Annotated in this window: 27 protein-coding genes; 18 read left to right on the top strand and 9 right to left on the bottom strand. The window is 66.9% G+C overall.

The window, feature by feature from the left end:
• Window position 1 precedes the first annotated feature (1 nt).
• The 6 genes from cyoB to G4G31_RS16265 are packed head-to-tail and all read left to right on the top strand — an operon-like array spanning window position 2 to window position 5,774.
• Window positions 2-2,005 (top strand): cytochrome o ubiquinol oxidase subunit I, encoded by a 2,004-nt coding sequence (cyoB, locus tag G4G31_RS16290; protein WP_182988539.1) that lies wholly within the window; start codon window positions 2-4, stop codon window positions 2,003-2,005.
• Window positions 2,006-2,009: 4 nt separating this feature from the next.
• A complete protein-coding gene (gene cyoC / locus G4G31_RS16285) occupies window positions 2,010-2,645 on the top strand; it encodes a cytochrome o ubiquinol oxidase subunit III (RefSeq protein WP_182988538.1) in 636 nt (211 codons plus the stop codon).
• On the top strand, window positions 2,642-3,067 hold the full coding sequence (gene cyoD / locus G4G31_RS16280; RefSeq protein WP_182988537.1) for a cytochrome o ubiquinol oxidase subunit IV: 426 nt from the start codon (window positions 2,642-2,644) through the stop codon (window positions 3,065-3,067). The genes cyoC and cyoD overlap by 4 nt, the downstream gene beginning before the upstream one ends.
• Window positions 3,064-3,879 (top strand): SURF1 family protein, encoded by an 816-nt coding sequence (locus G4G31_RS16275; protein WP_182988536.1) that lies wholly within the window; start codon window positions 3,064-3,066, stop codon window positions 3,877-3,879. The genes cyoD and G4G31_RS16275 overlap by 4 nt, the downstream gene beginning before the upstream one ends.
• Window positions 3,863-5,206: an ATP-binding protein gene (locus G4G31_RS16270; RefSeq protein WP_182988535.1), complete on the top strand. Its 1,344-nt coding sequence runs from the start codon at window positions 3,863-3,865 to the stop codon at window positions 5,204-5,206. Before G4G31_RS16275 ends, G4G31_RS16270 begins: the two co-directional genes overlap by 17 nt.
• The gene (locus G4G31_RS16265; protein ID WP_182988534.1) at window positions 5,199-5,774 is read left to right on the top strand and encodes a response regulator transcription factor; all 576 of its coding nucleotides are present in this window, start codon (window positions 5,199-5,201) and stop codon (window positions 5,772-5,774) included. Before G4G31_RS16270 ends, G4G31_RS16265 begins: the two co-directional genes overlap by 8 nt.
• 17 nt (window positions 5,775-5,791) lie before the next feature.
• Here G4G31_RS16265 and G4G31_RS16260 read toward each other — a convergent pair whose 3' ends face one another.
• Window positions 5,792-6,127, bottom strand: coding sequence for a DUF5710 domain-containing protein (locus tag G4G31_RS16260; protein ID WP_182988533.1), 336 nt, complete (start codon window positions 6,125-6,127; stop codon window positions 5,792-5,794).
• Between the two features lie 110 nt (window positions 6,128-6,237).
• On the opposite strand from G4G31_RS16260, the gene G4G31_RS16255 reads away from it, so the two are divergent.
• The gene (locus tag G4G31_RS16255) at window positions 6,238-7,098 is read left to right on the top strand and encodes an HNH endonuclease (protein ID WP_182988532.1); all 861 of its coding nucleotides are present in this window, start codon (window positions 6,238-6,240) and stop codon (window positions 7,096-7,098) included.
• On the opposite strand, the gene G4G31_RS16250 is transcribed toward G4G31_RS16255, so the two are convergent.
• Complete coding sequence (locus G4G31_RS16250; RefSeq protein WP_182988531.1) at window positions 7,085-8,545, bottom strand: Gfo/Idh/MocA family protein; 1,461 nt, start codon at window positions 8,543-8,545, stop codon at window positions 7,085-7,087. The two genes, G4G31_RS16255 and G4G31_RS16250, sit on opposite strands and share 14 nt — an antisense overlap.
• Before the next feature lie 374 nt (window positions 8,546-8,919).
• On the opposite strand from G4G31_RS16250, the gene G4G31_RS16245 reads away from it, so the two are divergent.
• Entirely contained in the window at window positions 8,920-9,474 is a 555-nt protein-coding gene (locus G4G31_RS16245) for a hypothetical protein (protein WP_182988530.1), read from the top strand.
• Window positions 9,475-9,494: 20 nt separating this feature from the next.
• Here the strand turns inward: G4G31_RS16245 and G4G31_RS26465 are convergent, their stop codons facing one another.
• Genes G4G31_RS26465 through G4G31_RS26455 form a run of 3 tightly spaced genes read right to left on the bottom strand, consistent with a single transcriptional unit; the run spans window position 9,495 to window position 10,257 of the window.
• Window positions 9,495-9,650, bottom strand: coding sequence for a hypothetical protein (locus G4G31_RS26465; protein ID WP_229425049.1), 156 nt, complete (start codon window positions 9,648-9,650; stop codon window positions 9,495-9,497).
• A complete protein-coding gene (locus G4G31_RS26460; RefSeq protein ID WP_229425048.1) occupies window positions 9,629-9,919 on the bottom strand; it encodes a hypothetical protein in 291 nt (96 codons plus the stop codon). The genes G4G31_RS26465 and G4G31_RS26460 overlap by 22 nt, the downstream gene beginning before the upstream one ends.
• Window positions 9,868-10,257 carry a hypothetical protein gene (locus tag G4G31_RS26455; RefSeq protein WP_229425047.1) on the bottom strand — a complete coding sequence of 130 codons (390 nt, stop codon included), beginning with the start codon at window positions 10,255-10,257 and terminating at the stop codon, window positions 9,868-9,870. The genes G4G31_RS26460 and G4G31_RS26455 overlap by 52 nt, the downstream gene beginning before the upstream one ends.
• 556 nt (window positions 10,258-10,813) lie before the next feature.
• Here G4G31_RS26455 and G4G31_RS16235 point away from each other — a divergent pair.
• The 3 genes from G4G31_RS16235 (at window position 10,814) to G4G31_RS16225 (ending at window position 14,408) form a co-directional block, all read left to right on the top strand.
• Window positions 10,814-11,791 (top strand): metallophosphoesterase, encoded by a 978-nt coding sequence (locus G4G31_RS16235; RefSeq protein ID WP_182988529.1) that lies wholly within the window; start codon window positions 10,814-10,816, stop codon window positions 11,789-11,791.
• 302 nt (window positions 11,792-12,093) lie between these two features.
• A complete protein-coding gene (locus tag G4G31_RS16230) occupies window positions 12,094-13,278 on the top strand; it encodes a cation:proton antiporter (protein WP_182988528.1) in 1,185 nt (394 codons plus the stop codon).
• A gap of 2 nt (window positions 13,279-13,280) precedes the next feature.
• Window positions 13,281-14,408: a YbdK family carboxylate-amine ligase gene (locus G4G31_RS16225; protein WP_182988527.1), complete on the top strand. Its 1,128-nt coding sequence runs from the start codon at window positions 13,281-13,283 to the stop codon at window positions 14,406-14,408.
• 69 nt (window positions 14,409-14,477) lie between these two features.
• Here the strand turns inward: G4G31_RS16225 and G4G31_RS16220 are convergent, their stop codons facing one another.
• Window positions 14,478-14,915 (bottom strand): MarR family winged helix-turn-helix transcriptional regulator, encoded by a 438-nt coding sequence (locus G4G31_RS16220; RefSeq protein ID WP_229425046.1) that lies wholly within the window; start codon window positions 14,913-14,915, stop codon window positions 14,478-14,480.
• Between the two features lie 145 nt (window positions 14,916-15,060).
• On the opposite strand from G4G31_RS16220, the gene G4G31_RS16215 reads away from it, so the two are divergent.
• The 3 genes from G4G31_RS16215 to G4G31_RS26445 all read left to right on the top strand — a co-directional run bounded on the left by G4G31_RS16215 (window position 15,061) and on the right by G4G31_RS26445 (window position 18,652).
• The gene (locus G4G31_RS16215) at window positions 15,061-17,415 is read left to right on the top strand and encodes a penicillin-binding protein 1A (protein WP_229425045.1); all 2,355 of its coding nucleotides are present in this window, start codon (window positions 15,061-15,063) and stop codon (window positions 17,413-17,415) included.
• Between the two features lie 267 nt (window positions 17,416-17,682).
• Window positions 17,683-18,093, top strand: coding sequence for a PAS domain-containing protein (locus tag G4G31_RS26450; RefSeq protein ID WP_229425044.1), 411 nt, complete (start codon window positions 17,683-17,685; stop codon window positions 18,091-18,093).
• On the top strand, window positions 18,086-18,652 hold the full coding sequence (locus G4G31_RS26445) for a diguanylate cyclase (RefSeq protein WP_229425043.1): 567 nt from the start codon (window positions 18,086-18,088) through the stop codon (window positions 18,650-18,652). Before G4G31_RS26450 ends, G4G31_RS26445 begins: the two co-directional genes overlap by 8 nt.
• A 277-nt stretch (window positions 18,653-18,929) precedes the next feature.
• On the opposite strand, the gene G4G31_RS16205 is transcribed toward G4G31_RS26445, so the two are convergent.
• From G4G31_RS16205 to G4G31_RS16195, 3 genes are all read right to left on the bottom strand, one after another.
• Window positions 18,930-19,769 (bottom strand): glucose 1-dehydrogenase, encoded by an 840-nt coding sequence (locus G4G31_RS16205; RefSeq protein WP_182988526.1) that lies wholly within the window; start codon window positions 19,767-19,769, stop codon window positions 18,930-18,932.
• A 52-nt stretch (window positions 19,770-19,821) separates the two neighbouring features.
• The gene (locus tag G4G31_RS16200; RefSeq protein ID WP_182988525.1) at window positions 19,822-20,970 is read right to left on the bottom strand and encodes a mechanosensitive ion channel family protein; all 1,149 of its coding nucleotides are present in this window, start codon (window positions 20,968-20,970) and stop codon (window positions 19,822-19,824) included.
• A gap of 296 nt (window positions 20,971-21,266) precedes the next feature.
• Entirely contained in the window at window positions 21,267-21,446 is a 180-nt protein-coding gene (locus G4G31_RS16195; RefSeq protein WP_182988524.1) for a DUF3606 domain-containing protein, read from the bottom strand.
• Between the two features lie 523 nt (window positions 21,447-21,969).
• Between G4G31_RS16195 and G4G31_RS16190 the strand changes: the two genes are divergently transcribed.
• The 4 genes from G4G31_RS16190 to G4G31_RS16175 all read left to right on the top strand — a co-directional run bounded on the left by G4G31_RS16190 (window position 21,970) and on the right by G4G31_RS16175 (window position 26,549).
• Window positions 21,970-22,272, top strand: coding sequence for a PD40 domain-containing protein (locus G4G31_RS16190; RefSeq protein ID WP_182988523.1), 303 nt, complete (start codon window positions 21,970-21,972; stop codon window positions 22,270-22,272).
• Window positions 22,269-24,818 (top strand): amidohydrolase family protein, encoded by a 2,550-nt coding sequence (locus tag G4G31_RS16185; protein WP_182988522.1) that lies wholly within the window; start codon window positions 22,269-22,271, stop codon window positions 24,816-24,818. Before G4G31_RS16190 ends, G4G31_RS16185 begins: the two co-directional genes overlap by 4 nt.
• Before the next feature lie 100 nt (window positions 24,819-24,918).
• Window positions 24,919-25,251: a thioredoxin family protein gene (locus G4G31_RS16180; protein WP_182988521.1), complete on the top strand. Its 333-nt coding sequence runs from the start codon at window positions 24,919-24,921 to the stop codon at window positions 25,249-25,251.
• A complete protein-coding gene (locus G4G31_RS16175; RefSeq protein WP_182988520.1) occupies window positions 25,248-26,549 on the top strand; it encodes an MFS transporter in 1,302 nt (433 codons plus the stop codon). Before G4G31_RS16180 ends, G4G31_RS16175 begins: the two co-directional genes overlap by 4 nt.
• Window positions 26,550-26,560 lie beyond the last annotated feature (11 nt).

Here is a 26,560-nt window from a genome sequence, read left to right as displayed (position 1 = left end):
CATGCAAGACTCTTTTGACTTGACGAAGCTAATCTTCGGACGGCTCACCTGGGATGCGATTCCCTTCCATGAGCCGATCCTGATCGCTACCTTCGCAGGCGTGCTGGTGGGCGGTGCGGCGCTGATCGCGCTGATCTCCTACTTCCGCCTGTGGGGCACCCTGTGGCACGACTGGTTCACCAGCATCGACCACAAGAAAATCGGCATCATGTACATGGTGCTGGGCCTGGTGATGTTCCTGCGCGGCTTTGCCGATGCGCTCATGATGCGCGCCCAGCAGGCCATCTCCTTCGGCGAGAATGCCGGCTTCCTGCCGCCGCACCACTACGACCAGGTCTTCACCGCCCACGGCGTGATCATGATCTTCTTCGTGGCGATGCCCTTCGTGACGGGCCTGATGAACTATGTCGTGCCGCTGCAGATCGGCGCGCGCGACGTGGCCTTCCCGTTCCTGAACAACTTCTCGTTCTGGATGACGACCATGGGCGCCGTGCTGGTCATGGCCTCGCTCTTCGTCGGTGAATTCGCACGTACCGGCTGGCTGGCCTTCCCGCCGCTGTCGGGCATCCTGGCCAGTCCGGGTGTCGGCGTCGACTATTACATATGGTCTCTGCAAATTGCGGGTGTCGGTACGCTGTTATCGGGGGTTAATCTCATTGTCACCATCGTCAAGATGCGCGCGCCGGGCATGGACCTGATGAAGATGCCAGTCTTCACCTGGACTTCGCTGTGCACCAACATCCTGATCGTCGTCTCGTTCCCGATCCTGACCGCGACGCTGGCCATGCTGGGCATGGACCGCCTGTTCGATACCGCCTTCTTCACGAACGACCGTGGCGGCAATGCCATGATGTACGTGAACCTGATCTGGATCTGGGGCCACCCCGAGGTCTACATCCTGATCCTGCCGGCCTTCGGTATCTTCTCGGAAGTCGTCTCGACCTTCTCGAGCAAGCGCCTGTTCGGCTACACCTCGATGGTGTACGCGACCTGCGTCATCATGGTCCTGTCCTACCTCGTGTGGCTGCACCACTTCTTCACCATGGGTTCGGGTGCGAGCGTGAACTCGTTCTTCGGCATCACGACGATGATCATCTCGATCCCGACGGGCGCGAAGATCTTCAACTGGCTCTTCACGATGTACCGCGGCCGTATCCGCTTCGAGCTGCCGATGATGTGGACCGTGTCGTTCATGCTGACGTTTGTTATCGGCGGCATGACCGGCGTGATGCTGGCGGTGCCGGCGGCCGACTTCGTGCTGCACAACTCGCTGTTCCTGACCTCGCACTTCCACAACGTGATCATCGGCGGCGTGCTGTTCGGCCTGTTCGCGGGCTTCAACTACTGGTTCCCGAAAATGTTCGGCTTCAAGCTGAACCGCTTCTGGGGCGTGGTCTCGTTCTGGCTGTGGTCGATCGGCTTCTGGGTTGCCTTTACCCCGGGCTATATCCTCGGCTTCATGGGCGTTACCCGTCGTTCGAGCCACTTCGAAGACCCCGAGCTGCAATGGCTGTTCGTGATCTCGTTCATCGGTACCCTGATGATTGCTGGTGGTATCGCGGCGCTCTTGATGCAGATCTTCGTCAGCTGGCGCGATCGCAAGATCAATGCGGACGTGACGGGCGACCCATGGGATGGCCGTACGCTGGAATGGTCGACCTCGTCGCCACCGCCTGACTACAACTTCGCCTTCACGCCGATGGTGCACGACAACGACACCTTCGCCGACATGAAGAAGAACGGCTGGAAGCGTCCGCTGAACGACTATGTCGCGATCCACATGCCGAAGAACACCTGGGCCGGCTTCGTGATTTCGGCGCTGTCGGCGGTGGTGGGTTTCGCGATCATCTGGCACATGTGGCTGCTGACGGGCCTGGCCTTCGTGGCAACGATCGTCGCGACCATCGTCCATACCTTCAACTACAAGCGTGACTACTACATTCCGGCGGACGAAGTGACCCGTACCGAGAATGCACGTACGAAACTGCTGGAAGCCCATGTCTAACACCATGTCTAACGTCAATGCAACCTTGAACGGCGCCGCTGGCGGCGCCGCCGCGCGCGAATTCCACGTGCGCGAGCACCACCCGGAACACGGCACGATGCTGGGTTTCTGGATTTACCTGATGAGCGACTGCCTCATCTTCGCCAGCCTGTTCGCGACCTATGCAGTCCTGGGCCGCAACTATGCGGGCGGCCCGTCGGGCGCCGAGCTGTTCAACCTGAAGATCGTCGGCGTCAACACGGCCTTCCTGCTGGTGTCGTCGATCACCTTCGGCTTCGCGATGATCGCGGCGCAGGCGAAGAACTTGAAGCGTGCCCAGGTATGGCTGGCCATCACCGGCCTGCTCGGCGCCTGCTTCCTGGGCCTGGAAATCTATGAGTTCGTCGAACTGATCCATGAAGGCGCCGGCCCGTCGCGCAGCGGCTTCCTGACCGCCTTCTTCTCGCTGGTCGGCACCCACGGCCTGCACGTGCTGTTCGGTATCGTCTGGCTGGTCACGCTGATGGTCCAGCTGGGCAAGCACGGCTTGACCCCGGAAAACTTCCGCCGCCTGTCCTGCCTGTCGCTGTTCTGGCACTTCCTGGACGTCGTCTGGATCTTCGTCTTCACCTTTGTCTACCTGATGGGAACGCTGCCATGAGCGAACATCACAATCACCACGCCCACGGCGCCCACGACGCCCTGCACGGCCATACCCATGGCGACGAGCCGGGCGTGCACTACAGCCTGAAGGACTACACGATCGGCTTCGTGCTGGCCGTGATCCTGACCGCGATTCCGTTCTGGCTGGTCATGAACAACGTGCTCGACCCGGCGATGACGAAGTTCGTCATCATGGGCTTTGCCGCTGTCCAGCTGGTCGTGCACATGGTGTACTTCCTGCACATGAACTCGAAGTCGGAAGGCGGCTGGAACATGATGGCGCTGATCCTGACCCTGGTCCTGCTGGGCATCGTGCTCTCGGGGTCGATCTGGGTCATGTACCACATGAACGCCAACATGATGCCCGGCATGGGCGACGCCGCAAGCGTCACCGGCCATGGCATGCACGACATGAAATGATGTCGCCGCACGGTCAGGCGGCAGCTGCCCGGCCAGCATCTGGCCGGGCGATCATCGCGATCCTCGGGCTGCTCCTGATCGTGCTGTTCGCAGGGCTGGGAACCTGGCAGGTAATGCGCCTGCAATGGAAACTGGCCCTGATCGAACGGGTGGAATCGCGCGTCAAGGCCGATCCCGCCGCGCCACCGCCTCGGGCTCGCTGGGGGCAGGTCGGCAAGGAATCCGACGAATACCGGCATGTACGTCTCGTCGGACACTTCCTCTACGAATACACGACGCCCGTCCAGGCCGTATCCGACCTGGGCGCGGGCTTCTGGCTGCTCACGCCGCTGTGCACGGCTGACGGGACGATCGTCCTCGTCAACCGCGGCTTCATTCCCATCGTCCCCAACATCGGCGCGCGCTACCCGGCACGGCGTGCCGCGGGCAATCCCTGCAACAGGGAGCAAGGGATGCACACGTTCACCGCCCTGCTGCGCATCAGCGAGCCGGGCGGCGGCTTCCTGCGCGAAAACGACCCCGTGAAGAACCGCTGGTTCTCGCGCGACGTCGCCGCGATCGGCGCCGCGCGCGGACTGCCACCGGCGGCGCTGGCGCCGTACTTTGTCGACGCCGCCCGCGGCCAGGATCCGGCGGGCGCGCCGGGGCAGCCGGTCGGCGGGCTGACCGTGATTTCCTTTCAAAACAATCACCTCGTGTATGCCATCACTTGGTATGCTCTGGCTTTGATGGTGGCCGGGGCGTGGTGGTTGGTCGCGCGCTCCGCGCACAAGGAAGCCGCGAAGGCAAGGAACAATGGCAGTAAAGCTTGATCTACTAACAAGAATCGCTCCCTCGAGTGCCTCGGCCGCCGAGGCGAACGTCGAATACGCCGCCGGGCACAAGAACATGCTGCAGCTCATCGAGCTGCGCTGGATCGCGGTCATCGGCCAGATCACGACGATCGCCGCCGCCATCCTGGTTTTCGACATCAACCTGCCGCTGGTGCACATGCTGCAGGTACTGGCCTGCCTGATCGCCTTCAACATTGCCAGCCACCTGCGCTGGCACGAGCGCCGTCCGGTCGCCAACGCCGAGCTGTTCATGGCACTGCTGGTGGACGTGGCCACGCTCACGGTGCAGCTCTACCTGTCCGGTGGCACTACCAACCCCTTCGCCTTCCTCTTCCTGCTGCAGATCATCATCTCGGCCGTCCTGCTGGAAGCCTGGTCGACCTGGACCATCGTCGGGGTCACCCTGGTCTGCCTGGGTCTGCTGGCCGTATATGCCCAGCCGCTGGCCTTGCCCTTCGACCATGCGCGCGGCATCGCCAGCCTGTACGTGCAGGGCATGCTGATCTGCTTCGCCCTGAACGCCGCGCTGCTGGTGATCTTCGTTTCGCGCATCAGCGGCACCCTGCGCGCCAAGGCTGCGCAACTGGCCGACCTGCGCCAGCGCGCCGCCGAGGAAGACCATATCGTTCGCATGGGCCTGCTCGCTTCCGGCGCCGCCCACGAACTCGGTACGCCCCTGGCCACCCTGTCGGTCATCCTGGGCGACTGGAAGCGCATGCCGGCCTTCCGCGACAATCCGGATTTGAAGGAAGAAATCGGCGAGATGCAGACCCAGCTGGCGCGCTGCAAGGCCATCGTCAGCGGCATCCTGCTGTCGGCCGGCAGCGCCCGTGGCGAGTCGGCCGTGCGCACCACCATCCAGACCTTCCTCGACGGCCTGGCCGAGGAGTGGGAAGACAGCCGCAAGCCCGCCGTCTTCGCCTACGACAACCGCATCGTCGACGATGTCCCGGTCGCTTTCGATTCGGCCCTGAAGCAGACCATCGACAACCTGCTCGACAACGCGCTGGAGGCTTCGCCGCACTGGGTGGGGCTGGAAGCGGCGGTGGAGGACGGCATCCTGACCCTGGTGGTGACGGACCGCGGCCCGGGCTTTGCGCCCGCCATGCTGACCCAGTTCGGCAAACCCTACCAGTCGACCAAGAGCCGGGCCGGCGCCGGGGTCGGCCTGTTCCTGGTGGTGAACGTCGCCCGCACCCTGGGCGGCGGTGTCACGGCGCGCAACCGCGACGAGGGCGGGGCGCAGCTTGTGCTCAGCATTCCGCTGGCTGCGATCGCCTTGCAGGGGGAGGGCGAGCATGTCTGAGATCGTGGACAACAGCGTCGAGACTGGTATCGATGCCGCTACGCCTTTGCTCCTCATCGTCGAGGACGACGAAGCCTTTGCCCGTACGCTCGGCCGCTCCTTCGAGCGGCGCGGCTACCGCGTGCTGCACGCCCCTGGCCATGACGAGGCGGCCGAGATCCTGAAGGAACACGACCCCGGCTACGCCGTGGTCGACCTCAAGCTCAAGGGCAATTCATCCGGCTTGTCCTGCGTACAGCTGCTGCATGCGCACGACCCGACCATGCTGATTGTCGTGCTGACCGGATTCGCCAGCATCGGCACCGCGGTCGAGGCGATCAAGCTCGGCGCCTGCCAGTACCTGGCGAAACCCTCGAACACCGACGATATCGAGGCCGCCTTCGGCCACGTGGCCGGCACGACCGACATCGAGCTGACGAACCGCTCGACCTCGATCAAGACGCTGGAGTGGGAGCGCATCCACGCGGTGCTGGCGGAGACGGACTTCAATATCTCGGAGGCGGCGCGCCGCCTGGGGCTGCACCGGCGCACGCTGGCGAGGAAGCTGGAGAAGCAGCGGGTCAAGTAGGGAGCGCCCGCTCGGGCTCAAAGCCCGGCCAGCAGCCTGCGCACCGCCTGGTGCGCTTCCAGCCAGCCGCTCTCGATCAGGCGCGGTTTGCACTCCGGGCATTCCTCGAAGGGGTTGCAGGCATGGGCCAGTTCGACGTATTTCGATCCGACGACCGGCTTGGCCCCGAACGCATCGCGCGAGGATGGCGAGGCCGGCCCGGCCGCCGCCTCGGCACCTGCCGTGACCCACTTTGCGAATGGGGCGGCGTCCTTGCCATCGGGGATGTACCAGCATTTGCGCGTGGGATTCCAGCGCGCGCCCAGTGCTTTGGCTTCGTCCTTTTCGGCGTATGGAACTTTAAGAACTATCATTTTTACCTTGTGTGGCGTCATCCGTATGCCCGCTTGCCGGGCCTGCTGCTATTGTAAAGCCTGCGGCGCACGCCGTCCGTTCCCGGCTGCCGTATCGAAAGGAGAGTTGAATGGCGAAATACTCGCTCAGCATTGCTTGGATGCATTCGGTCGAAACAGTCACGATCGATGACGCCGACTTGCCCGAAGCCGGAGACCTGATGACGACGTGGGAAAGGTGGGAAGGGCATGATCCGGTCAAGTACTACGTCGAGGTGGTTCGAGTGACAGCAGGCGCTGGCCGGACGGACATCGTACTCCGCTATACAAAAGAACTGAATCCGGCATTGGCGGGCGTTGACTATCCCTGGGGGACATCCACGATCACGCTCAGACCCGGCAAGAAGCGACTCAGGGCCGTAGCCGAATGGGCAAACAGCCCGCCAAACCCTGCCTACGACGGGACCTCCGAGGTCGAAGTGACCGAACTGCCTCCGGCCGGTTTGCTGGGCGACCTGCTTGCGCTCGAGGCTCCGTCTGGCCCGACTACGCGCGAGGTGCTCGTTGCGGCGCGCATTGGCCAAGGCAAATTCAGGTCGCGTGTCATCAGGGCTTGGCAACAGGGAGAAACGTGCGCCCTGACCAAAACGACGATTCCCGAGCTTCTGGTGGCTTCTCACATCAAACCATGGAGCGACTGCGACAGCGACGATGAGCGTCTCGACGGGGCAAATGGCCTGCTGCTTGCCAGCCACGTCGACAAGTTGTTTGATCGCTGCCTGCTCGGTTTCAAGCCTGGCCCGAACTACACCTACACTGTGCAGCTGCACCCCGACGTGCGCGAGCAGGCCGCAAAGCTCGGCGTGACCAACGGAGCACTGCTTGACGCATCGCACCTTGGCCAGCACGCGGCCAGGTTCGACGGCTACATGCGTGGGCACTATGCACGCTTCGAAGCGCGCGCGGCCACCCGACTGTTCAAGGAATCTTGATCCGGATCGGCATCGGCACCGGGGTCGCGCGCGTCGGCATCGGCGCGCGGTCCGGCGGCGTCAAGCCCGTGACCAGGTCGGCCACACGCACCGTCTGCCCCGTCTCGAAGCACTTGTTCGTCGCGATCCCGACCAGCGCCGACCAGGCGCCGGCGCGCTCGTCGGAGGCGCGCCTGTACTTGTCCGGAGGGGAGTTGCCGAAGATCTCGGTGAGCATGACGTTGTCGCCGCCGCCGTGGCTGCCCACCCCGGTCCAAGGCGTGATGTCGCGGGCCTGGCCGCGAATTGGGATCACCCGGATCGAGACGTTCTCGCTGCCGCTCTGCACCTTGGCCGCGCCCGCCGCGCCGCCGGACTCGACGATGCGGTGTTCCAGGCGGCCCTTGGTGCCGTTGAAGGCGACGTGGTAGCCCTCCCAGGCATCATAGGCCTGCAGCGCATAATTCAGGTGCGTGCCATTGTCGTAGCGGACCATCACGTTCATGGTGTCCTCGATGTTGATTTCCGGACGCCACACGCACTGGTCGCGGAAGTAGCCATCGTACTGCTCGTTGTCGAGGTAAAGCGACTTCAGGCCCGGGTCGGCCGCCAGGTCGAAATAGAAGCTGCACTTCTGCTTTTCCGGGCAGGTCAGGCAGCGCTCGTGGTGGCTCGCCAGGCCCATGCGGCGCGCCGTCTCGGGCGTGTAGAACTGGCGCGAGCCGAAGGCATGCACGGTCTCCGGCTGGGCGCCCAGCCACCAGTTGACCAGGTCGAAGTGGTGGGTGGACTTGTGCACCATCAGTCCGCCCGAATTGGCCTTGTTGCTGTGCCAGCGGCGGAAGTAGTCGGCGCCGTGCACGGTGTTGAGCAGCCAGGTGAAGTCGACGGAGATGATGTCGCCGATCTCGCCTGACATCAGGATGTCCTTCACCTGGCTGCGCGGCGGCGAATAGCGGTAGTTGAAAGTGACGCGGATGTGGCGGCCGCTGCGCTTGACGGCATCGAGGATGCGCTGGGTCTTCTCGGCGGTCGTCGCCATCGGCTTTTCGGTGATGACGTCGCAGCCGGCGTCGAGCGCGCGCACGATGTAGTCGTCGTGGCGCGCGTCGGGCGTGGTGACGATCACGAATTCCGGCTTCGTTTCGCGCAGCATGCGGTCGAAGTCGGCGGCGAGGTAGGCGGCCGGCGCGCTGGCCTTCGTGTCCGAAATCGTTTTGACGGCGCGCGCCAGGCGGCCCTTGTTGGTGTCGCAGACGGCGACGATTTCGCTCGTGTCGCGAAATGGGCCCGTCATCGCATTCGTGAACATGCGTGCGCGCGAGCCGACGCCGACTACGGCATAGCGCTTGCGCGCGCTCGAGAGGGCGGCGTGCGCAGCGCCGCCGCTTGCCAGCAACAGGCCGGTCGCGCCGGCCGCTTTCAATATGCTGCGGCGGCCCGCGAGGCGGCCGTTTTCGTCGTTCATCGATTTGTCTCCGTGTCTTTTATGGTGGATGGGCGCCCGCCGGATATCGGTCGCAAGCTCTCCTGCCGGCTGCTCAGCGCTGGCTTTGCCGAAGTCCATGGTATCGCCGAGAAGCGGAATTGGCAAGACCACTTATGTTGCGCGGTCTGGCAGGTTAGCTGGTTGGGCGACCATGTCGCAGGGCGGCGCGCTGCCGGGTGACAGGCGGTGCAATAGTTGCTACTCTGCCCACCTCGGTTTCTTCACCCTGCGGCAAGCTTGCCGGCAAGCGGCCGTTCGGACAGGGAAGCTTGTACGCTCCGGTGCGCCCACCGGTGTCTTCAATTAAGGAAAAAGAAAGTCCAATGAATCCAGTCAAACTAGTCGGTGCCGCCATGCTGTCGCTCGTCATTGCAGGCTGTGCAAGTACGCGCCCGGAAGACTTCGCGGTCTCCGATCGCCACGAAGAGATCGCCTTGCAGGAGAAGATCTCGACGGTGTCCTATCGGGGCTTGAATGTCCGCTGCGAAGAGGGCGCGCTGCCCGGCGTGTACGTCGCCGCCAGGGAGGATGCCGAGGGCGTCTATTACTTCGGAAAAGACCGGACGATCTGGATGACCAATGCCATGGTCCAGCCAAAACCACGGTTACAGATGGGCGGGATCTACGTCCCGAAAAACGGCGCGAAGCCGCCGCGCTTCTTCTATATCTTCGAGCAGGAAGCGCACGTGGTCGACAGCCTCGACAAGGTGGTGCAGCAGCGTGCCGACCAGGTCGCGCTGGCGCCGGGAGCGGGGCCGAACATCGTGGGCACCGTGATTGGCGGCGCACTGGTCGCCGGCATCATCGCCAACAACGTCGGGAAAATCGAGATGTACCCGCCGATCGACGACGCGGAGCTGGGGCGCAAGATCCGTGCTGCGATACGTCCGGCGACGGCGGCAAGGTAGCCAGGGGCGCAGTCGTCCGTTCACCCGCCCAGCTTGCTCAGTGCGAAGGCTGCGAGGAAGCCGGCCACCGTGATGAGCCCGGCAAAGTCGTGTGCTTCCTCGAACGCTTCCGGAATCATGGTGTCGACCAGCATGGCAAGGATGGCGCCGGCCGCTACCGCCGTGGTCGCGGCCACCGTGGCGGGGGCGACGCCTTCGAACAGGGTGAACCCGGCCAGCGCCGCCAGGCCGAGGCAAGGGCGATGCCGCCCCAGATGCCGAAGATGTACAGGGCTGGGCGGTCCGCCTTCTTCATGCCGGCCGCGCTCGACAAGCCCTCGGGCACGTTCGACAGGAAAATGGCCGACACCGCGACCAGGCTGACCTTGCCGCCGCCAAGCATCGACAGGCCGATCACGATCGACTCGGGAATCCCGTCGAGCAGGGCGCCGACCGCGATCGCCACCCCGCTGCCGCCGTGCTCGGCTTCGCTCGGCTGCTTGCATGAACGTTTTTTTCGTGTCTGGCGCCGCCGTGCGCCAGCCACCAGTTGGCCGGGGTGTGGTGACCGGGGCGCCGGCCAGGGAAACCCAGCGCGGTCGCGCCGAAGCCGCCGGTGCGGAAGGCCTCGTCCATCAGTTCGAACGAGAGCGCCGAAATCAGCACGCCGCTGCCGAACGCCATGATGGCGGCGACCAGGCGCGGCGGCACCCGGAACCAGTAGCCGGCCGCGGCGCCCAGCAGCAGCGCCGCACCGGCAACGGTGCCCCAAAAACCCGCCTGCAGCCACGGCGCAATCTCCATTGTGCGTCCTTTTCTCCGTACTCCTTTTGCCAATATGCTAACGCAAGCTTGACGGCGGCCGCGCCCGGCTGCGGCCACCGGCGGCATCGCTCGCCCACGATATTGCCGTGATACATTTGCACTTTTTGCCGGAGGTCCCGAATGCCATCCTTCCTGCCACGGCGAGCCGCCTGCCTGTTGCCGACCCTGGCGCTGGCCGCCTGCGCCAGCCTGCCCCCGACCCCAGGCAAGAGGCGGCAGCCTTTGTCGTCATCGGCCCGCACGGCGCCGCCACCGCGCGCGTCATCCTCGATGCGCCCGCCTGTCCGCCGCTGAGCGTGGACGGCCACCTGCTGCCGATGCGTGTGCGCGTGCCGCATGCGGGCATTCCGGTTCGCCCTGGCCAGCCCCACGCGCCGGCGACGAAGGTCGTGCTGACCTGCGAAGCGCCCATCGCGGCTGGCGCCGCCACCGCGTCCGTCTTCGGCAAGGCCTTGCCGGTGCCAAAAGCGGCACCAGAACGCATCGTCGTCATTGGCGACACCGGCTGCCGCCTGAAAGGGCGCGAGGCCCGTGATTGCAACGACCCGAGGGGGCTTATCCGTTCGCGCGCGTGGCGGCCAGTGCAGCCGCTTTCGAGCCCGACCTGGTGGTCCACGTGGGCGACTACCACTACCGCGAAGACCCGTGCCCCGCCGGCCGGGCGGGCTGCGCCGGCAGCCCCTACGGCTACGGTTTCGACGCCTGGGCCGCCGACTTCTTTACCCCGGCGGGCAAGCTCCTCGCCGCCGCGCCCTGGGTGCTCGCGCGCGGCAACCACGAAAGCTGTGCCCGCGCCGGGCAGGGCTGGTGGCGCTACCTCGACCCCCGTCCCTTCGAGACCGGACGCGACTGCGACCTGCCGGCCAACGATGCCCTCGGCGACCACAGCGACCCGTATGCGGTGCCCCTTGGCGCCGGCGCCCAGCTGATCGTGTTCGACAGCGCGAACACCAGCTACAAGGGCTTGCCGCCATCCGACCCGCGCCGCGCCCGCTATGCCGACACCGCCCGCAAGGTGGCGCAGCTGGCCGGCGCCGCGCGCTACAACATCGCGGTCGACCACCATCCCCTGTTCGCCTTCGGTGCCAACCGCGACCCGAAGAGCGGCGCGGTCACGCTGTTCGGCGGCGACCGGGGCTTGCTGGACGCGTTCGGCGACGTCGAGCCGGGCTATCTGCCGGAGTCGGTGCAGATGCTGCTGTCGGGCCACGTGCACCTGTGGGAGCAGGTCAGCTTCGCCAGCCGCCATCCGACCCAGTTCGTGTCGGGCTTTTCGGGGACGGCGGAAGACATCGTGCCGCTGCCGGCGATGCCGCCACCGGGCCAGTCGCCGGCCCCGGGCGCGGTCGTCGCCCACATGAGTTCCTGGATCGACGGCTTCGGCTACATGACGATGGAACGCACCGGGACCGAGGCCTGGCTGGTGAAGGTATGGGACCGTGACGGGCGCGAGCGTAACAGCTGCCGGGTGGAGGGTCGCAACTCCGTTTGCGCGATCAGCCAGGTGCGCTAGCGTCCATACATTCGGACAAATGTAGTTGCTATCGAACTAAAAGTCAGGCAATATGGCTGAGTCACAGGGTCGCCGCTACGGCGCTGCTGTCGATCAGCGAGGAGGCGTGTGCACAGGCTGCGTGCGCTTCTTTTTCGATGCCCCCGGGCCACCGGGGGCGGTTTTTTGCGGGAGGCCCACCGCCCGGTGGCGCACATCCTGAGCATCGTACCCGGCCGGCGGCGCACGCCCGTCGCCATCGTCGACGCGAGCCGGCCCGGCCCCGTCCAGATGCTCCCGCTTCCGCGCGTCAAGGAGAGCCCATGCCTGACTATGCCGATCTTGGATTGCAACTTGCCTGGCCACTGGCCATGACGCTGGCCTGGATGGCTGGCGAACTGATCTACCGCTGGACCGCGCTGCCGCGCATCGCCGTGTATGGCCTGGCGGGCTTCGTCTTCGGTAACCTGGCCGCCGGCTACCTGCCGCCGTCCGAGTCCAGGAACTTCATGCTGCTGGCGAACCTGGGCTTCGGCCTGATCCTGTTCGAACTGGGCTACCGCATCAACCTGCGCTGGCTGCGCAACAACCCCTGGATCGTCGTCACCTCGGTGCTCGAGGCAGCCTGTACTTTCGCCGCCGTGTTCCTGGTCGCGGGGCAGTGCGGCATGGAGCGGCTGCCGGCCGCGCTGACGGCCGCGCTTGCGATGTCGAGTTCGCCCGCTGGCCTGCTGCGCGTGCTCAACGAACAGGGTGCCGCCGGCCAGGTCACCGAGCGTGCCCTGCACCTGACGGCGCTGAACTGCGTGATGGCGGTCTTCACCTTTAACGTCGTCGTCGGCATCGGTCTGTTCCAGACCTCGGGCGACCTGGCCCACGCCGCCGCCAGGAGCCTGCTGGTGCTGGCCGTGTCGAGCGGACTCGGCGCGCTGTTCGGCGCCCCGGTCCCGCTATGGCTGCGCCTGATCGGGGCCGCCGAAGGCGCCACGCTGGCCTTTGCGCTGGCGGTCGTGCTGCTGGTGGCCGTCACCCACGTGCTGCAGTTCTCGCCGGTGCTGGCGGCGCTGACCTTCGGCCTGGTGGCGCGCCACCGGCGCATCGCGCTCAGTCCCGCGCAACGCAACTTCGGCGTGCTCGGCGATCTGCTGGCCGTGCTGATGTTCTTCTTTGTCGCCACCAGGGTCGAGCTCGAGCACCTCGGCGGCGGCCTGGCCCTGGGCCTGCTGCTGGTGCTGGTGCGGGCGGTCGTCAAGATCGGCGTATGCACGGCCTTCGCCCGCGTGTCCGGCATCACGGCACGGAAAGGGGCGCTGTCGGGCATGGCGCTCACGCCGATGGCGGTATTCGCGATCCTGTTGATGGAGCAGACGCGCTGGATCGGCGTCGACCTGTTCGACAGCCTGGCGCCGCTGGCGGTGGTCATGCTGCTGCTCGACGTGCTTGGACCGGTGCTGACCCAGCGCGCCGTGGTCTGGGCGAATGAACACCGTATTGCCAAGGAGGCTTGATCATGGCGCTACCCCCATTCAGCCAATCGCAGTCGCTGACCATGGGCGTCGAACTGGAACTGCAGCTCGTCAGCCTGTCGGACTTCGACCTGGTACCGGCTTCGCCCGATATGCTCGAACTGCTGGGGCGCGCGCCGTTCCCCGGGAATGTGACGCCGGAGATCACCGAGAGCATGATCGAGATTAACTCGAGCGTGCACACCCACCATGGCGAATTGCTGGGCGAGCTGCGCCAGATCCGCGACACCCTGCTGCGCGCGGGCGACCGCCTGAATGTGGGCGTCTGCGGCGGTGGCACCCACCCTTTCCAGCAGTGGTCCCAGCGCAAGATTTTCGCCAGGCCGCGCTTTCGCGAGGTATCGAGCCTGTACGGGTACCTGGCCAAGCAGTTCACCGTGTTCGGCCAGCACGTGCACATCGGCTGCGGTTCGGGCGACGAGGCGCTGTTCCTGCTGCACGCCCTGAACCGCTATGTGCCGCACTTTATCGCAATGTCGGCCTCGTCACCCTTCCTGCAGGGGAGCGACACCCAGTTCCAGTCGGCGCGCCTCAATTCCGTGTTCGCCTTCCCGCTGTCGGGCAGGGCGCCCTTCATCCTCGAGTGGGAGGCCTTCGAGCGCGACTATTTCAGGCGCATGGAACATACCGGCATCGTGCGCAGCATGAAGGACTTCTACTGGGACCTGCGCCCGAAACCGGAGTACGGCACCATCGAATTGCGCGTCTGCGACACGCCGCTGACGGTCGAACGGGCCGCCGCCCTGGCCTGCTACCTGCAGGCGCTGTGCCGTTATCTGCTGGAGGGCAGCGAGCCGGCGCCCTGCGAGGACGACTACCTGGTCTACAACTACAACCGCTTCCAGGCCTGCCGCTTCGGCCTGGACGGCACCCTGGTCCATCCACAGCGGCACGAATCGATCTCGCTGCGCGAGGACATCCTGACCACGCTGCGCCTGCTGCAGCCGCACGCGCAGGCGCTGGGCAGCGAAGCTGCGCTCGAACATCTGTACCAGGTGACGCATACCGGCAGCGACGCCCATTTCCTGCGCAATGCACGCGCCGGGGCGGGCAGCGTCGAAGGCATCGTCGACGCCGCGCTGGGCCGGCTGCGGGCAGGTGACCCGGGCTAGCCCGGCGCGCCGCTCAAATCTGCGACAGCGGCACCTGCGCACCGTCGCCATCGACGGCCAGGCGCGCGATCAGGCATGCCAGGTCCTGTTCCGGGCGCTCGAGTGTTTCGCGGTCGAGGCTGGCGAGGGCGTCGGGCAGCACGCCGGCAAAGGCGCCGGGGCGCGCGCCAGCAGGGCCTCGGCGGCGGGAAGGGCGCGCAGCGCCACGCCGCGGCGGTCGCTGCCCTCGCGGCTGGTCGCGACCAGGCCGCGCGTCGCGAGCGTGCGCACCAGGTTGCTGGCGGTGGACTGGTGGATATCGAGCGCGCGCGCCAGTTCGGTGACGCCGATCCCGGGCGTTTCGGCGATGACGGACAGGGCCCAGACCTGCGCGCCGCCGAGTCCGGCTTCGCGTTCGACCTGGCGAAAATGGGTTTTGACCGAATTGAAGACGACGCGGAACTGGCGCAGCACGCGCGTCGCCGGCGGCAGATCAGCGGCCCCGGCAATGGGATTTCGTAAAGACATCCTGACATGATAGCCGAAAGCAGGCGCGCCGGCAGGGCCCCCTGCGCCGGCCGCGGGCGCCCTCCGTCCGCCGGCGCCCAACCGTGACGCGACCCGCCGTCGGCTATACTGCGTCCCGGAGATTGATTCGCAAGCAAGGAAACCAGTGGACCAGGACGAAAAGACCGAGAACGGCATCCGCCAGCAGGCAAAGGAATTGTTCGGCAGCGCCAGCAACCGGGCGCGGCAAGGTGTCGGCCAGGCCCACGGTTTCCTGGCCGGGCGTCCCCGCTGGGAACAGGTGCTGCTGGTCGGCCTGGGGAGCATGGCGGGCCTGTTGCTCCTCCTGCTGGCCTACCTCCTGATCCTGATCCCGCTCACGCCCGGCATCGCCGACCTCAAGCAGGTCAGCAGCGCACGCCCGAGCGTGATCCTCTCGAGCGACGGCAAGGAGCTCGGCACCTTCGAGCAGGGCCTGCAGGAGCGCGTCAAGCTCTCGCAGGTGTCGCCGCACGTGGTCAGCGCCCTGATCGCCACCGAGGACCACCGCTTCTACGACCACCATGGCGTCGACTTCACCCGCATCGCCGGGGCCCTGGTGGCCAGCCTGAAGGGCGATGCCCAGGGCGGCTCGACCATCACCCAGCAGCTGGCGCGCAACATGTTCCCCGAGGAGATCGGGCGCGCGCGCAGCATCAACCGCAAGCTGAAGGAACTGATCACCGCGGTCAAGATCGAGAACACCTATAGCAAGACCGAGATCCTGGAAGCCTACCTGAACACGGTGCCTTTCCTGTACAACGCGCGCGGCATCGAGATGGCAGCCCGCACCTATTTCGACAAACCGGCAGCGAAGCTCGACGTGCTCGAGGCGGCGACCCTGGTCGGCATGTTGAAGGGCACCTATTACTACAACCCCGTGACCAATCCCGAGCGCTCGCTGGCGCGCCGCAACGTGGTACTGGGCCAGATGTTCAAGCACGGGGCCTTCAACAGCGCGCGCTTCGAAGCGCTGAAAAAACGGCCGATGAAGCTGCACTTCGAGCGCCAGGTCGAGCGCAGCGGGCGCGACAACCACTTCACGGCCTATGTGCGCAAGTGGCTGCTGGAGTGGGCCGACGGGAACGACTACGACCTGGCCCTGGACGGCCTGAAGGTGGAGACGACGCTCGACCCCGATTTGCAGGCCGCCGCCACGCGCGCGGTCGAGCGCCAGGCAGCTGCCCTGCAGGCGGTGGCCGACGTCGAGTGGGCCCATTCCTGGGTGCCGGGGTCGACCTCGACCTCCACTTTCACGTCGATGCGCGAGGACGTCACGCCCTTCGAATACTACTGGCAAACCCATCCAGCCCAGCTCGATGCCTTCATCCGCGAAAGCAGCGCCTACCGCCGCGCGGTGGAGGGCGGCGAGGCGCCGACGGCCGCGCTCAAGCGCGTCAAGGCCGACCGCGACTGGCTGCGCACGCTCAAAGATGCCAAGACGCGCCTGGAGGCCGGCTTCGTCGCCATCGACCCGACCACGGGCGAGGTGAAGGCCTGGGTGGGAAGCCGCGATTTTGCGCGCGACCAGTTCGACCACGTGGCCCAGGCCGCGCGCCAGCCCGGTTCCACCTTCAAGCCCTTCGTGTATGGCGCCGCGCTGGAAAGCGGCCTGGCACCCGAACACCCTTACGTGGATGCCGTGATGGACATCCGCGCCGCGGACGGCACCGTCTGGCGTCCGACCGACATGTCCGGTACCAGCGGGCGCCGCATGACGATGCGCGACGGCCTGGTGTATTCGAAGAACACGATCACGGCGCAGGTGATGCAGGACGTCGGCCTGCCGCCGATCGTCAAGCTGGCGCGCAACCTCGGTATTCGCCAGAGTAAACTCGCCCAGGTGCCTTCGCTGGCGCTCGGCACCAGCCCCGTGACCCTGCTGGAAATGGTGAGCAGCTATGCCACCATCGCGGCGCAGGGCGAATACCGCAAACCCGTGTTCGTGCGCCGCATCCTCGACCGCGACGGCAAGGTGGTTGCGGACTTCGCCAACATCGCGCCCGAGCGGGCGATGTCGCAGGCGGCCAGCACGACCCTGATCGACATGCTGCGCGGGGTGGTCAACCGCGGCACCGGCACCGCCGTGCGCTCGCGCTTCGGCATCTACGGCGATGTCGCCGGCAAGACCGGCACCACCCAGAACAATGCCGACGGCTGGTTCATCCTGATGCACCCGAACCTGGTGGCCGGCTCCTGGGTCGGTTTCAACGACAACCGCGTGACGATGCGCAGCAGCTATTGGGGGCAGGGCGGCCACAATGCCATCCTGCTCGTTGGCGATTTCTTCAAGAGCGCCTTTGACGCGGGCAAGCTCGATCGCGAGGCCATCTTCCCCGGCGGGCGCCCCGCGGCCGCACCGCGCATCGAGCAGTCCGAGCCCGAGGAGGAATTCATCGAGCCGGGCGACCTGGTCGAGGGCGTGCCGTCCGACGAGGCCAGCCGGCCGAACCTGCGCCGGAGGACGAGGCCGTCGAGGTGATCGAGCCGGCGCCGGAGACCGAGCCGCCGCCCCCGCCACCGACGCCGGTGCCGACCCCACTATATTGATAGAAGACCGTGACGGCTGCGGATGCGGCAGCATGTTGGCGGACGCCGTCGTGGCACCGCAACCGTAGCGTGGGCACCCCGTGCCCACGCGAAAACTTGCGCATTGTTGCCTCGCGCGATGGGATTTAATGCCCGGACTCCTCCCTGGCATGCCCCCACGCATGCAGTATCATCCCCCATCCCTGCTCCAAGCCCATCCATGCTGAACGCTTTCCCCGACCAGACCGGCGATCTCGCCTCCGCCGCCCTCAACCTCGTCAACTGCGGCCTCGTCGTCCTCGACTCCCGCTCCGTCATCGTCCACTGGAACCGCTGGATGGTGGCGCGTTCCGGCCGCTCGGCCGCGCGCGTGGAGGGCGACATCCTGTTCGACGTCTTCCCCGAGCTGCGCAGTTCGCGCGTCGAGGAGGCCGTGCTGGCCGCGCTCGAGCACGGCACGGCCGCGAACGTTCCCCCCGTCGCAGGGCCGCGCGCCGTTCCCGCTGCGCGAGGCCGGCAGCTTCGACGGCGCGCGCATCGACCAGGCGATCGCGGTCACGCCTTTCAGGCAGGGCAAGGACAGCTACTGCCTGGTCGAGATCCGCGACGTCAGCGGCGTCAACGTGCGTGAGCGCCAGCTGCTCGATCATGCCGAGGCGATGCGGGCCCGTTCGCATGTCGACGCGCTGACCGGCATCCACAACCGCGGCTACTTCAACCTGGCGCTGGACCGCGAACTGCGGCGCGCACAGCGTGGCGGCAGTGCACTGTCGCTGCTGCTCCTCGATATCGATTCGTTCAAGGCCTACAACGACTATTACGGCCACCAGGCCGGCGACGCCTGCCTCGTCACCGTCGCCCAGGCGTTCTCAAGCATGCTCAAGCGCCCGGCGGACGTGGCGGCGCGCTACGGCGGCGAGGAGTTCGCGGCCATCCTGCCCGACACCACGCTCGAGCAGGCGCGCATGCTGGCGAACGGCCTGCGCGAGCACGTGGCCGGCTTGAAGATGGCGCACGCGCCCGCTGCGCTGCATCCGCAGGTGACCCTGAGCATCGGGGTGGCGAGCAGCGCGCCCGGGCGACAACTGGACGCCGCCGGCCTGGTGGAAGCGGCCGACCGGGCGCTGTATGCGGCCAAGCGCGGTGGGCGTGATCGGGTGGTGGCGCAGGGCGATCCGGAAAACGCCTGAGCGCCATGGGTGCCCGAGCGTGAGTGCGCCATGCGCGATGGCTGGACCGCGTGGGCTCGAGAGCCCACCCTACCAATCGCAGGGGGGCGTAGGGTGGGCTCTCGAGCCCACGCGGTCGTACCGCCAGGCGCCGCAAAGCTGTTCACGCCCTCGAATCGCGAGCACCCGGGTCAGTTTCGCGGTGCGCATCGGATGCGTACTACCGCGTGGAGTCAGGACGCCACCCTACGGCGCGCGCGGCGCCGGCGAACGCGCTGCTGCGCACGACGAACCCGCGCTACAGAATCGGCGTGCCCCCGGTCACCGCGATGCGCGCACCGGAAATATAGCTGGCCTGGTTCGACGCCAGCAGCACGTACACGGGCGCGACTTCCGCCGGCTGGCCAGGGCGCTTCATCGGCACCTGCTGGCCGAAACTTTCCACCTGGTCGGGTGGCATCGTTGCCGGGATCAGCGGCGTCCAGATCGGCCCAGGCGCCACCGAGTTCACCCGGATGCCTTTTTCGGCCAGCAGCTGCGCCAACCCGGCCGTGAAGTTGGCGATCGCGCCCTTGGTAGCAGCGTAGGCCAGCAGCGTCGGCTTCGGGTTGTCGGAATTGATCGAGGTGGTGTTGATGATCGAGGAGCCCGCCGGCATGTGCTTCACCGCGGCCTTGCAGATGTGGAACATGGCGGTGATGTTCACCTTGAAGGTGTAGTCCCATTCCTCATCGGGAATCTCCTCGATCGAATCGTGGGTCATCTGGAAGGCGGCATTGTTCACCAGCACGTCGATGCGCCCGAATTCCTGCACGGCGCGCTGGACGATCGCGCGGCAGTGTGCCGGCTCGGCCAGGTCGCCCGGCATCAGCACGGCCCGGCGGCCGGCCGCTTCCACCAGGCGCGCCGTCTCCTGCGCGTCCTCATGCTCGTTCAGGTAGGCGATCAGGACATCGGCCCCCTCCCGCGCGAATGCCAGTGCGACGGCGCGGCCGATGCCGCTGTCGCCGCCGGTGATGACGGTGGCCTTGCCGGTGAGCTTGCCCGAGCCTTCGTAGCTGGTTTCGCCGTGGTCGGCGGCGGGTGTGAGCTGGGACTCGGTACCGGGTGGCTGTTGCTGTTGCGGTGGCTGGTTCATGCAGATTCTCCTGTCGATAGCGTGTCTGGAAAAGCAGCCGCCGCCTGGCGCCTCAGGCGCCTTTCGGCAGGCTGCGCAAGGCCGCGGGGTGGCGCGCCCGCGGGTCGTTCGGCAACTCCGCCGCACCCGGCTCGGCCGCTTCCTGCAGCAGGAGCTGCTGGGCACGCGGCGCGGTCGAGATGCCGAGGTCGGCAAACATCTGCATCGACGCCAGGATGATCGCCTGCTGGGTATTCATGAACAGGTCGTAGTCGGCGTCGAGCATCGTGTAGACGATTTCGTACTCGATATAGTCCTGGGTGTACTTGGACAGGTGGGCGCGGTCGAAGCGCACCTTTTCGTGCTTGCCGATGATACCCGCGATCGCCGTCGGGACGCGCGAGGCTGCCGCCGGCGGCGTGTCCGGGTGGGCGCGCAGGTTGTAGACGATGCGCCGGGTGACCATGCGCTTGTAGTTCGCCACCGTGTTCTTCAACAGTTCGGCGTTCGAGATCACGATCTGCTCGCCGCTCTGGGCGCGGATGCGCGTCGTCTTCAGCCCCACCTTTTCCACGGTACCCGAGATGTCGCCCATGGCGATGAAGTCGCCCACCTCGAAGGGCTTGTCGAGCGCGATCGAGAGCGAGGCGAACAGGTCGCCCAGCACGTTCTGCACGGCCAGTGCGATGGCGATACCGCCAATGCCGAGGCTGGCGACAAAGGTCGTGATGTTCACGCCCAGGTTCGCCAGCAGCGCCAGCGCGAAGATGACCCACACGCTCGTCTGCAGCACCCAGATGATCAGGGTGTGCGCGACCGTCACCTGGGCGTCGACGCCGCCGTGGCCGCGGTCGTGGGTCAGGAAATAGCGCTTGGCCGTGACCTTGATGGCACTGTGCAGGTAGATGGCCAGCTGCAGGCCGACGGTAACGAACCACAGGTGGCTGACGCGCGCGTTCCAGGGTGGGGGAAGGTCGAGCGCCGACAGGCCGATCAGGATGCTGGTGGCGAACACCACCAGGTTGCTGGTGCGCGCCAGGGTTCTGCGCAGAATTTCGGCGACAGGACGGTGCGCCCACTCGTCGCTGAGCTGGTCGAGCCGGCGCCGGAACAGGGCCAGGGCGCCGTGGATGACGAGGAAGCTGACGACGGCAAGCGCAAGGGCGAACAGCGCGTTCGGCAGGGTAATGTTCAGGGATGCAATATAGCCGCGGATATCCACATTGGGCTCCTTGTATAGGGATGAGTGCGTGCGGGGCACGCACGAAGGCGTGCGGGCGCGCACGAAGGCGCGCGGGGGCGCGCACGAAGGCGCGCAAGGGCGCACGGATGTCCCCGGTGGGGCCGGAGGTGATCGCCAGGGCTGCCTGACGGGCTGGCCGAAGGGCCGGGTCACGACGCCGGTGAGGGCGACGGGCGAAGCGGGCTGCCAGGCGGTGCCGGAGGCCCGGCCGCAAGATCGGCGCCCGGGCTGGACACGCGGTATCCGGCCCGGGGTACGACGACAAGGAAGGCGGATCAGCGACGCTTGAGGTGTTCGCGCACGGCGCTCACGGCCGGTCCGACGGCGGCGACGGCGCGCTCGAGTTCTTCGCGCGACACGCCCAGCGCTTCGGTCCAGTGGCGCACTTCCCATTCCTCGTGCACGTTGATGCGGCTGCGGTCCTGGGCGCCGGCTTTTTGCAGATTGTCAGACATGGTGTCCTCCTATTGACGAGTTTGAAACAAATATGCCATCCGGAGAAGGATGCGTCCGTTAAGCATTTCACCTTGCTCGGCATTTCTTTTTTTGCAGCCGGACAGCAAGAAAGTTCCCACGGATCAGCGGCTGAGCTTGAGACAGCGCAGGAAATCGTTCGAACCCGGCCCGGCTGTTTCTAAGCGGACTCAACAGTCAGCAATTCGTCAGGCACGGCTTCCATGATGGGCAGGTCAACACGCACCGTTTCGGTGCATTTCGGCAATCCATCCGGAGGCACGACATGAAGACCTGCAAGTACATCCAGCCCACCCGACCGCTCGTCCGCAGCATCCTGGCTGCCGCCATCGGCGCGGCCCTGCTCGGCGCCTGCCAGTGGCAGGGCGGCGTCGACCAGCTCAACGACCTGCGTGGCCCGACGCGCGTCTTCACCGTCGAGCTGCGCGAAGGCACCAACATGGCCGCCGCTCCCTCGCCCGACGGCAAACGCATCGTGTTCTCCGCCCGGGGGCCTTGTGGATCATGCCGTCCGCCGGCGGGCGCGCCGTGCGCATTACCGACTACCGCCTCGAGCCGACAGCGCCGGTGTGGTCGCCCGACGGACGCAGCATCGCCTTCCAGAACTATGCGCCGGAAGGAAACTTCCATATCTGGACGATCCGCCCCGATGGCAGCGGCGCGCGCGAACTGACGAGCGGACCCTTTGACGACCGCGAACCGGCCTGGCTGCCCGACGGCAGCGGCCTGGTGTTTTCGTCCGACCGCGGCATGGATGGCCAGTACAAGATCTGGCGCCTGGACCTGGGCGGGGCGCCGACCCGGTGACGACCGGACCCGGGGCCGAGAGCAACCCGGTCGTGTCGCCCGACGGCACGACCCTGGCCTATGTCGACGGTACGAACGTCATGACGGCGCCGCTCGCAGGCGGCGCGCCGGCCGTCGTGGCACCCGGCACGGCGCCGGCCTGGCTGCCCGACGGCAGCGCACTGGTCTACCAGAACGCGGCGCGCCAGCTGGTCGTCGGTACCACGCAGGTAACGAACGACGAGGACATCTTTCCCTTCCCGGTGCGCTTCCAGGCCGACGGGCGCTTCCTCTACACGGCCGACGGCAAGATCCGCACCCGCGCGGTCGCGGGCGGGGACCTGCGCGACATCGGCTTCACGGCCGAGCTGAAGCTACGCCGCCCGACCTTTGCCAGGAAGAAAGACCGCCAGTTCGACAACTTCAGGACGCGGCCGGTGCGCGGGATCAGCGCCCCGGTCCTGTCGCCGGATGGGCGCAGCATCGCCTTCGTCGCCCTGAACGACGTCTGGACCATGCGCATCGGCGAGGATCCCGTGCGGCTCACGAACGACCCGGACCGCGACGCCAACCCGCAATGGACGAGTGACGGCAGCGCCGTGTACTTTTCCTCCGAGCGCGGCAATGCGGGGCAGCTGGCCATCGACCAGGTGACGCTCGCGACTGGCGCGCGCACCCGGCTGGCGGCGATTCCCGGGCGTTCGCTGGTCACACCCAAGCTGTCGCCGGACGGCACGCGCATCGCCTACACCAGCCTGTCGGGCCAGCTCGAGATCTGGAACCGCGCGACGGGCACATCGGAAGTCATCATCGCCTCGAACAGCACCCAGGTCAGCACGCCGCAATGGACGCCCGACGGCCAGCGCATCCTCCTGGTCGACAACGAGCGCATCAACAACCGCTTCCGCGAGGGCTATAACAAGCTGCGCGTGATCGACCTGGCCACCCGCACGGCGGTCTTCTACCCGGTCGCCGCGGCACCGCGCCAGATCTCCGAGCGCGACGAAGGCGCGGCGGCGCTTGCGCCGGACGGCAGCAAGGTCGCCTTCATCATGGATTCGCGCCTGCACGTGATGCCCCTCGGTCCGGACGGCGCCCCCACCGGCCCGGCGCGGCAGGTCACGGACGACCCGGCCGACCTGCCGGCCTGGGGCGGCGACTCCCAGACCATCCTCTACAAGTCGGCCGAGCGCGTGCGCACCGTGCGCGCCGACGGCAGCGGCACGCGCGATGTACCGGTCGAGCTGAGCTGGCGCCAGGCCGTGCCCGAAGGCCGCACCCTGATCCATGCCGGCGCGCTGTGGGACGGCGTCGGCACGGCGCTGCGGCGCGACGTGGATATCGTGGTCGAGGGCAACCGGATCGTTTCGGTGGCACCGCATGCGGACCACGGCAGCGCGACGCGCGTCGTCGACGCGGGCGGCCTGACCGTCATGCCGGGCCTGGTCGAAACCCACCTGCACCCGCTGACCCTGTACCAGGGCGGCCAGTTCGGCCAGATCGCCCAGCTGATGCTGTCCTACGGCATCACGACCGCGCAGTCGGTGGCCGGCCCGCTGCACCAGAGCGTGGAAATGCGCGAGGCCCTGGAAGCGGGCAACCTGATCGGGCCGCGCCTCTTCATCTCGCCGCCGCTGTGGGAAGGCAACCGCCTGTTCTACAGCTTTGCCCGCACCCTGCGCACGCCCCAGATCGCCCAGATCGAGATCGACAAGGCCAAGCGCATGGACGCGGACTTCCTGAAGAGCTATGTGCGCGCGCCGATTCCGATCATGGAACGCATCGCCCAGGGCGCGCTCGACCTCGGCGTGCCGAGCGGGACCCACATGGTGCAGCCGGGCGCGGCCACCGGCCTTGCCGGCACCACCCACCTGTCGGCCACCCAGCGCATGGGCTATGGCTGGTCGAAGTCGTTCGCGCGTGCGATCACCTACCAGGATGCGGCCGATGTCTACGGCAAGGGCAACTTCCACCTGATCGATACGCTGTTCTCCGCCAGCGCCCCGGCAGGGCTCGACCCCGGCATCGTGACGGACCCGCGCTTCATCCCGGTGCCGCCGAATTTCGTCACCGGACTGCAAACGGCGCAGCCGCCGACCGCCACCCAACTGGCCGCCATCGTCAACGACGCCACCCAGCAGGCAAAGGTCAAGGCGGCGGGCGCGCTGGTGGCCAACGGCACCGATTCGCCGCTGGTGGTGCCGGGCATTTCGCTGCACCTGAACATGCGCGGCGCGGCCCCGGTGCAGGGCAACCTGGCGGCGCTGTATTCGGTGACGCGCGACGCGGCGCGCATGGCCTTCGTCGACAAGGACCTCGGCACGGTCGAGAAGGGCAAGCTGGCCGACCTGATCGCCGTGCGCGGCGACCCCTTGACGGACTTGCGCGCCGCCGCCGATGTGCGCCTGGTGATCAAGAACGGGCGCGTCTTCACCCAGGACGAGATCCTGGCGCCGGCGCGCACCCCGGCGCAGATGGCCGCGCGGCGCCCGGCACTGGAGGCCCGGGAAAGGCTGTGCCGCGAGCAGCCGGCGCATTGCGCGGAGGAGGGCGGCCATGCGCATTGAATGGCGGCGCTGGTGCGCATTGAGATAGCGCAATAAGGTGCTGGCTCCTCGACGGTGTTTCAGGTAGGCTTGACCTATTGGCACTATTGAGGAGCTAGCAATGACCTACGAAACCGCCCAGCCCGAACGCAGCGCCGTCGACGCGCTGCCGGGCCTCGTCGCCCTCGACTTCGGTACCAACTGGTGCGGCTATTGCCGCGCCGGCGAGCCGCTGATCGCGCGTGCGCTGAAGGACTTTCCCGCCGCCCGGCACCTGAAGGTGGAGGACGGCCCTGGCCGCCCGCTGGGACGCTCGTTCCGCATCAAGCTCTGGCCCACGGTGGTGGTGCTCAAGGACGGCGTCGAGGTGGCGCGCGTCACCCGCCCAGACGATGCCGAGGAAGTGCGCGCGGCCCTGGCGCAGGCCGCCAACGATGAAGGGACTGGAGCATGACGGTTTCCAAAGGCAGCAATCCGAACAGCGCCCGCACCGTCCTCTTCGCGAGCCTGATCGGCACCACCATCGAATTCTTCGACTTCTACATCTACGCCACGGCTGCCGTGCTGGTGTTTCCGAAGCTGTTCTTCCCGGCCGCCGACCCGGCCGCCGCCACCCTGCAGTCCTTCGCCACCTTTGCGATTGCCTTCTTTGCCCGTCCGATCGGCTCGGCCCTGTTCGGCCACTTCGGCGACCGCATCGGCCGCAAGGCGACGCTCGTCGCCGCACTCCTGACCATGGGGATCTCGACCATCGTCATCGGCCTGCTGCCGACCTATGAAACCCTGGGTACGATGGCGGCATTGTTGCTGGCGCTGTGCCGCTTCGGCCAGGGCCTGGGCCTGGGCGGCGAGTGGGGCGGCGCCGTGCTGCTGGCCACCGAGAACGCACCGCCGGGCAAGCGCGCCTGGTACGGCATGTTCCCGCAGCTGGGCGCGCCGATCGGCTTCTTCCTCTCGGGCGGCGTGTTCCTGCTGCTGACGCAGACGCTGTCGGACGATCAGTTCTTCGCCCGGGGCTGGCGCGTGCCTTTCCTGGCCAGCGCGTTGCTGGTGGGCGTGGGTCTGTACGTACGCTTGAAAATCACCGAGACGCCGGACTTCCAGGCCGTCATCGCGCGCAACGAGCGCGTGCGCGTGCCGGTGGTGGCGGTGCTGCGCCAGCATGGCCGCGCGCTGGTCCTCGGCACCCTCATGGCGACCTCCACCTTTGTCGTGTTCTACCTGATGACGGTGTTCGCGCTCAGCTGGGGCACGACCGCGCTCGGCTACTCGCGTACGCAGTTCCTGCTGATGCAGCTGGGTTCCGTGATCTTCTTCGGCCTCCTGATCCCGCCTTCGGCGCTGATCGCCGACCGCTACGGCCGCCGCGCGGCGATGATCGGGGTGACGGTGGCGATCATCCTGTTCGGCCTCGCCTATGGCCCGCTGTTCGGTTCCGGCAGCATCGTGCTGGTGGGGCTGTTCATGGTGCTCGGCCTGAGCCTGACCGGGCTCACCTACGGCCCGCTCGGCACGCTGCTGGCCGAACTGTTCCCACCGGAAGTGCGCTACACGGGTTCGTCGCTCACCTTCAACCTCGCCGGCATCCTCGGCGCCTCGCTGGCGCCGTATGTCGCGACCTCGCTGGCGACGAAGTATGGCCTGAACTACGTGGGCTACTACCTGTCGGCGGCTTGTCTGCTGAGCCTGATCGCCCTGATGCTGATGCGCCGCGCGCCGTCACGCCCGGAGGCGGCGCGCGCCTCGGCCTGAGCTGGTACGGC

Source organism: Massilia sp. Se16.2.3 (genome assembly GCF_014171595.1).
Lineage (GTDB): Bacteria > Pseudomonadota > Gammaproteobacteria > Burkholderiales > Burkholderiaceae_D > Telluria.
This window is presented reverse-complemented; position numbering and strand designations above follow the sequence as displayed.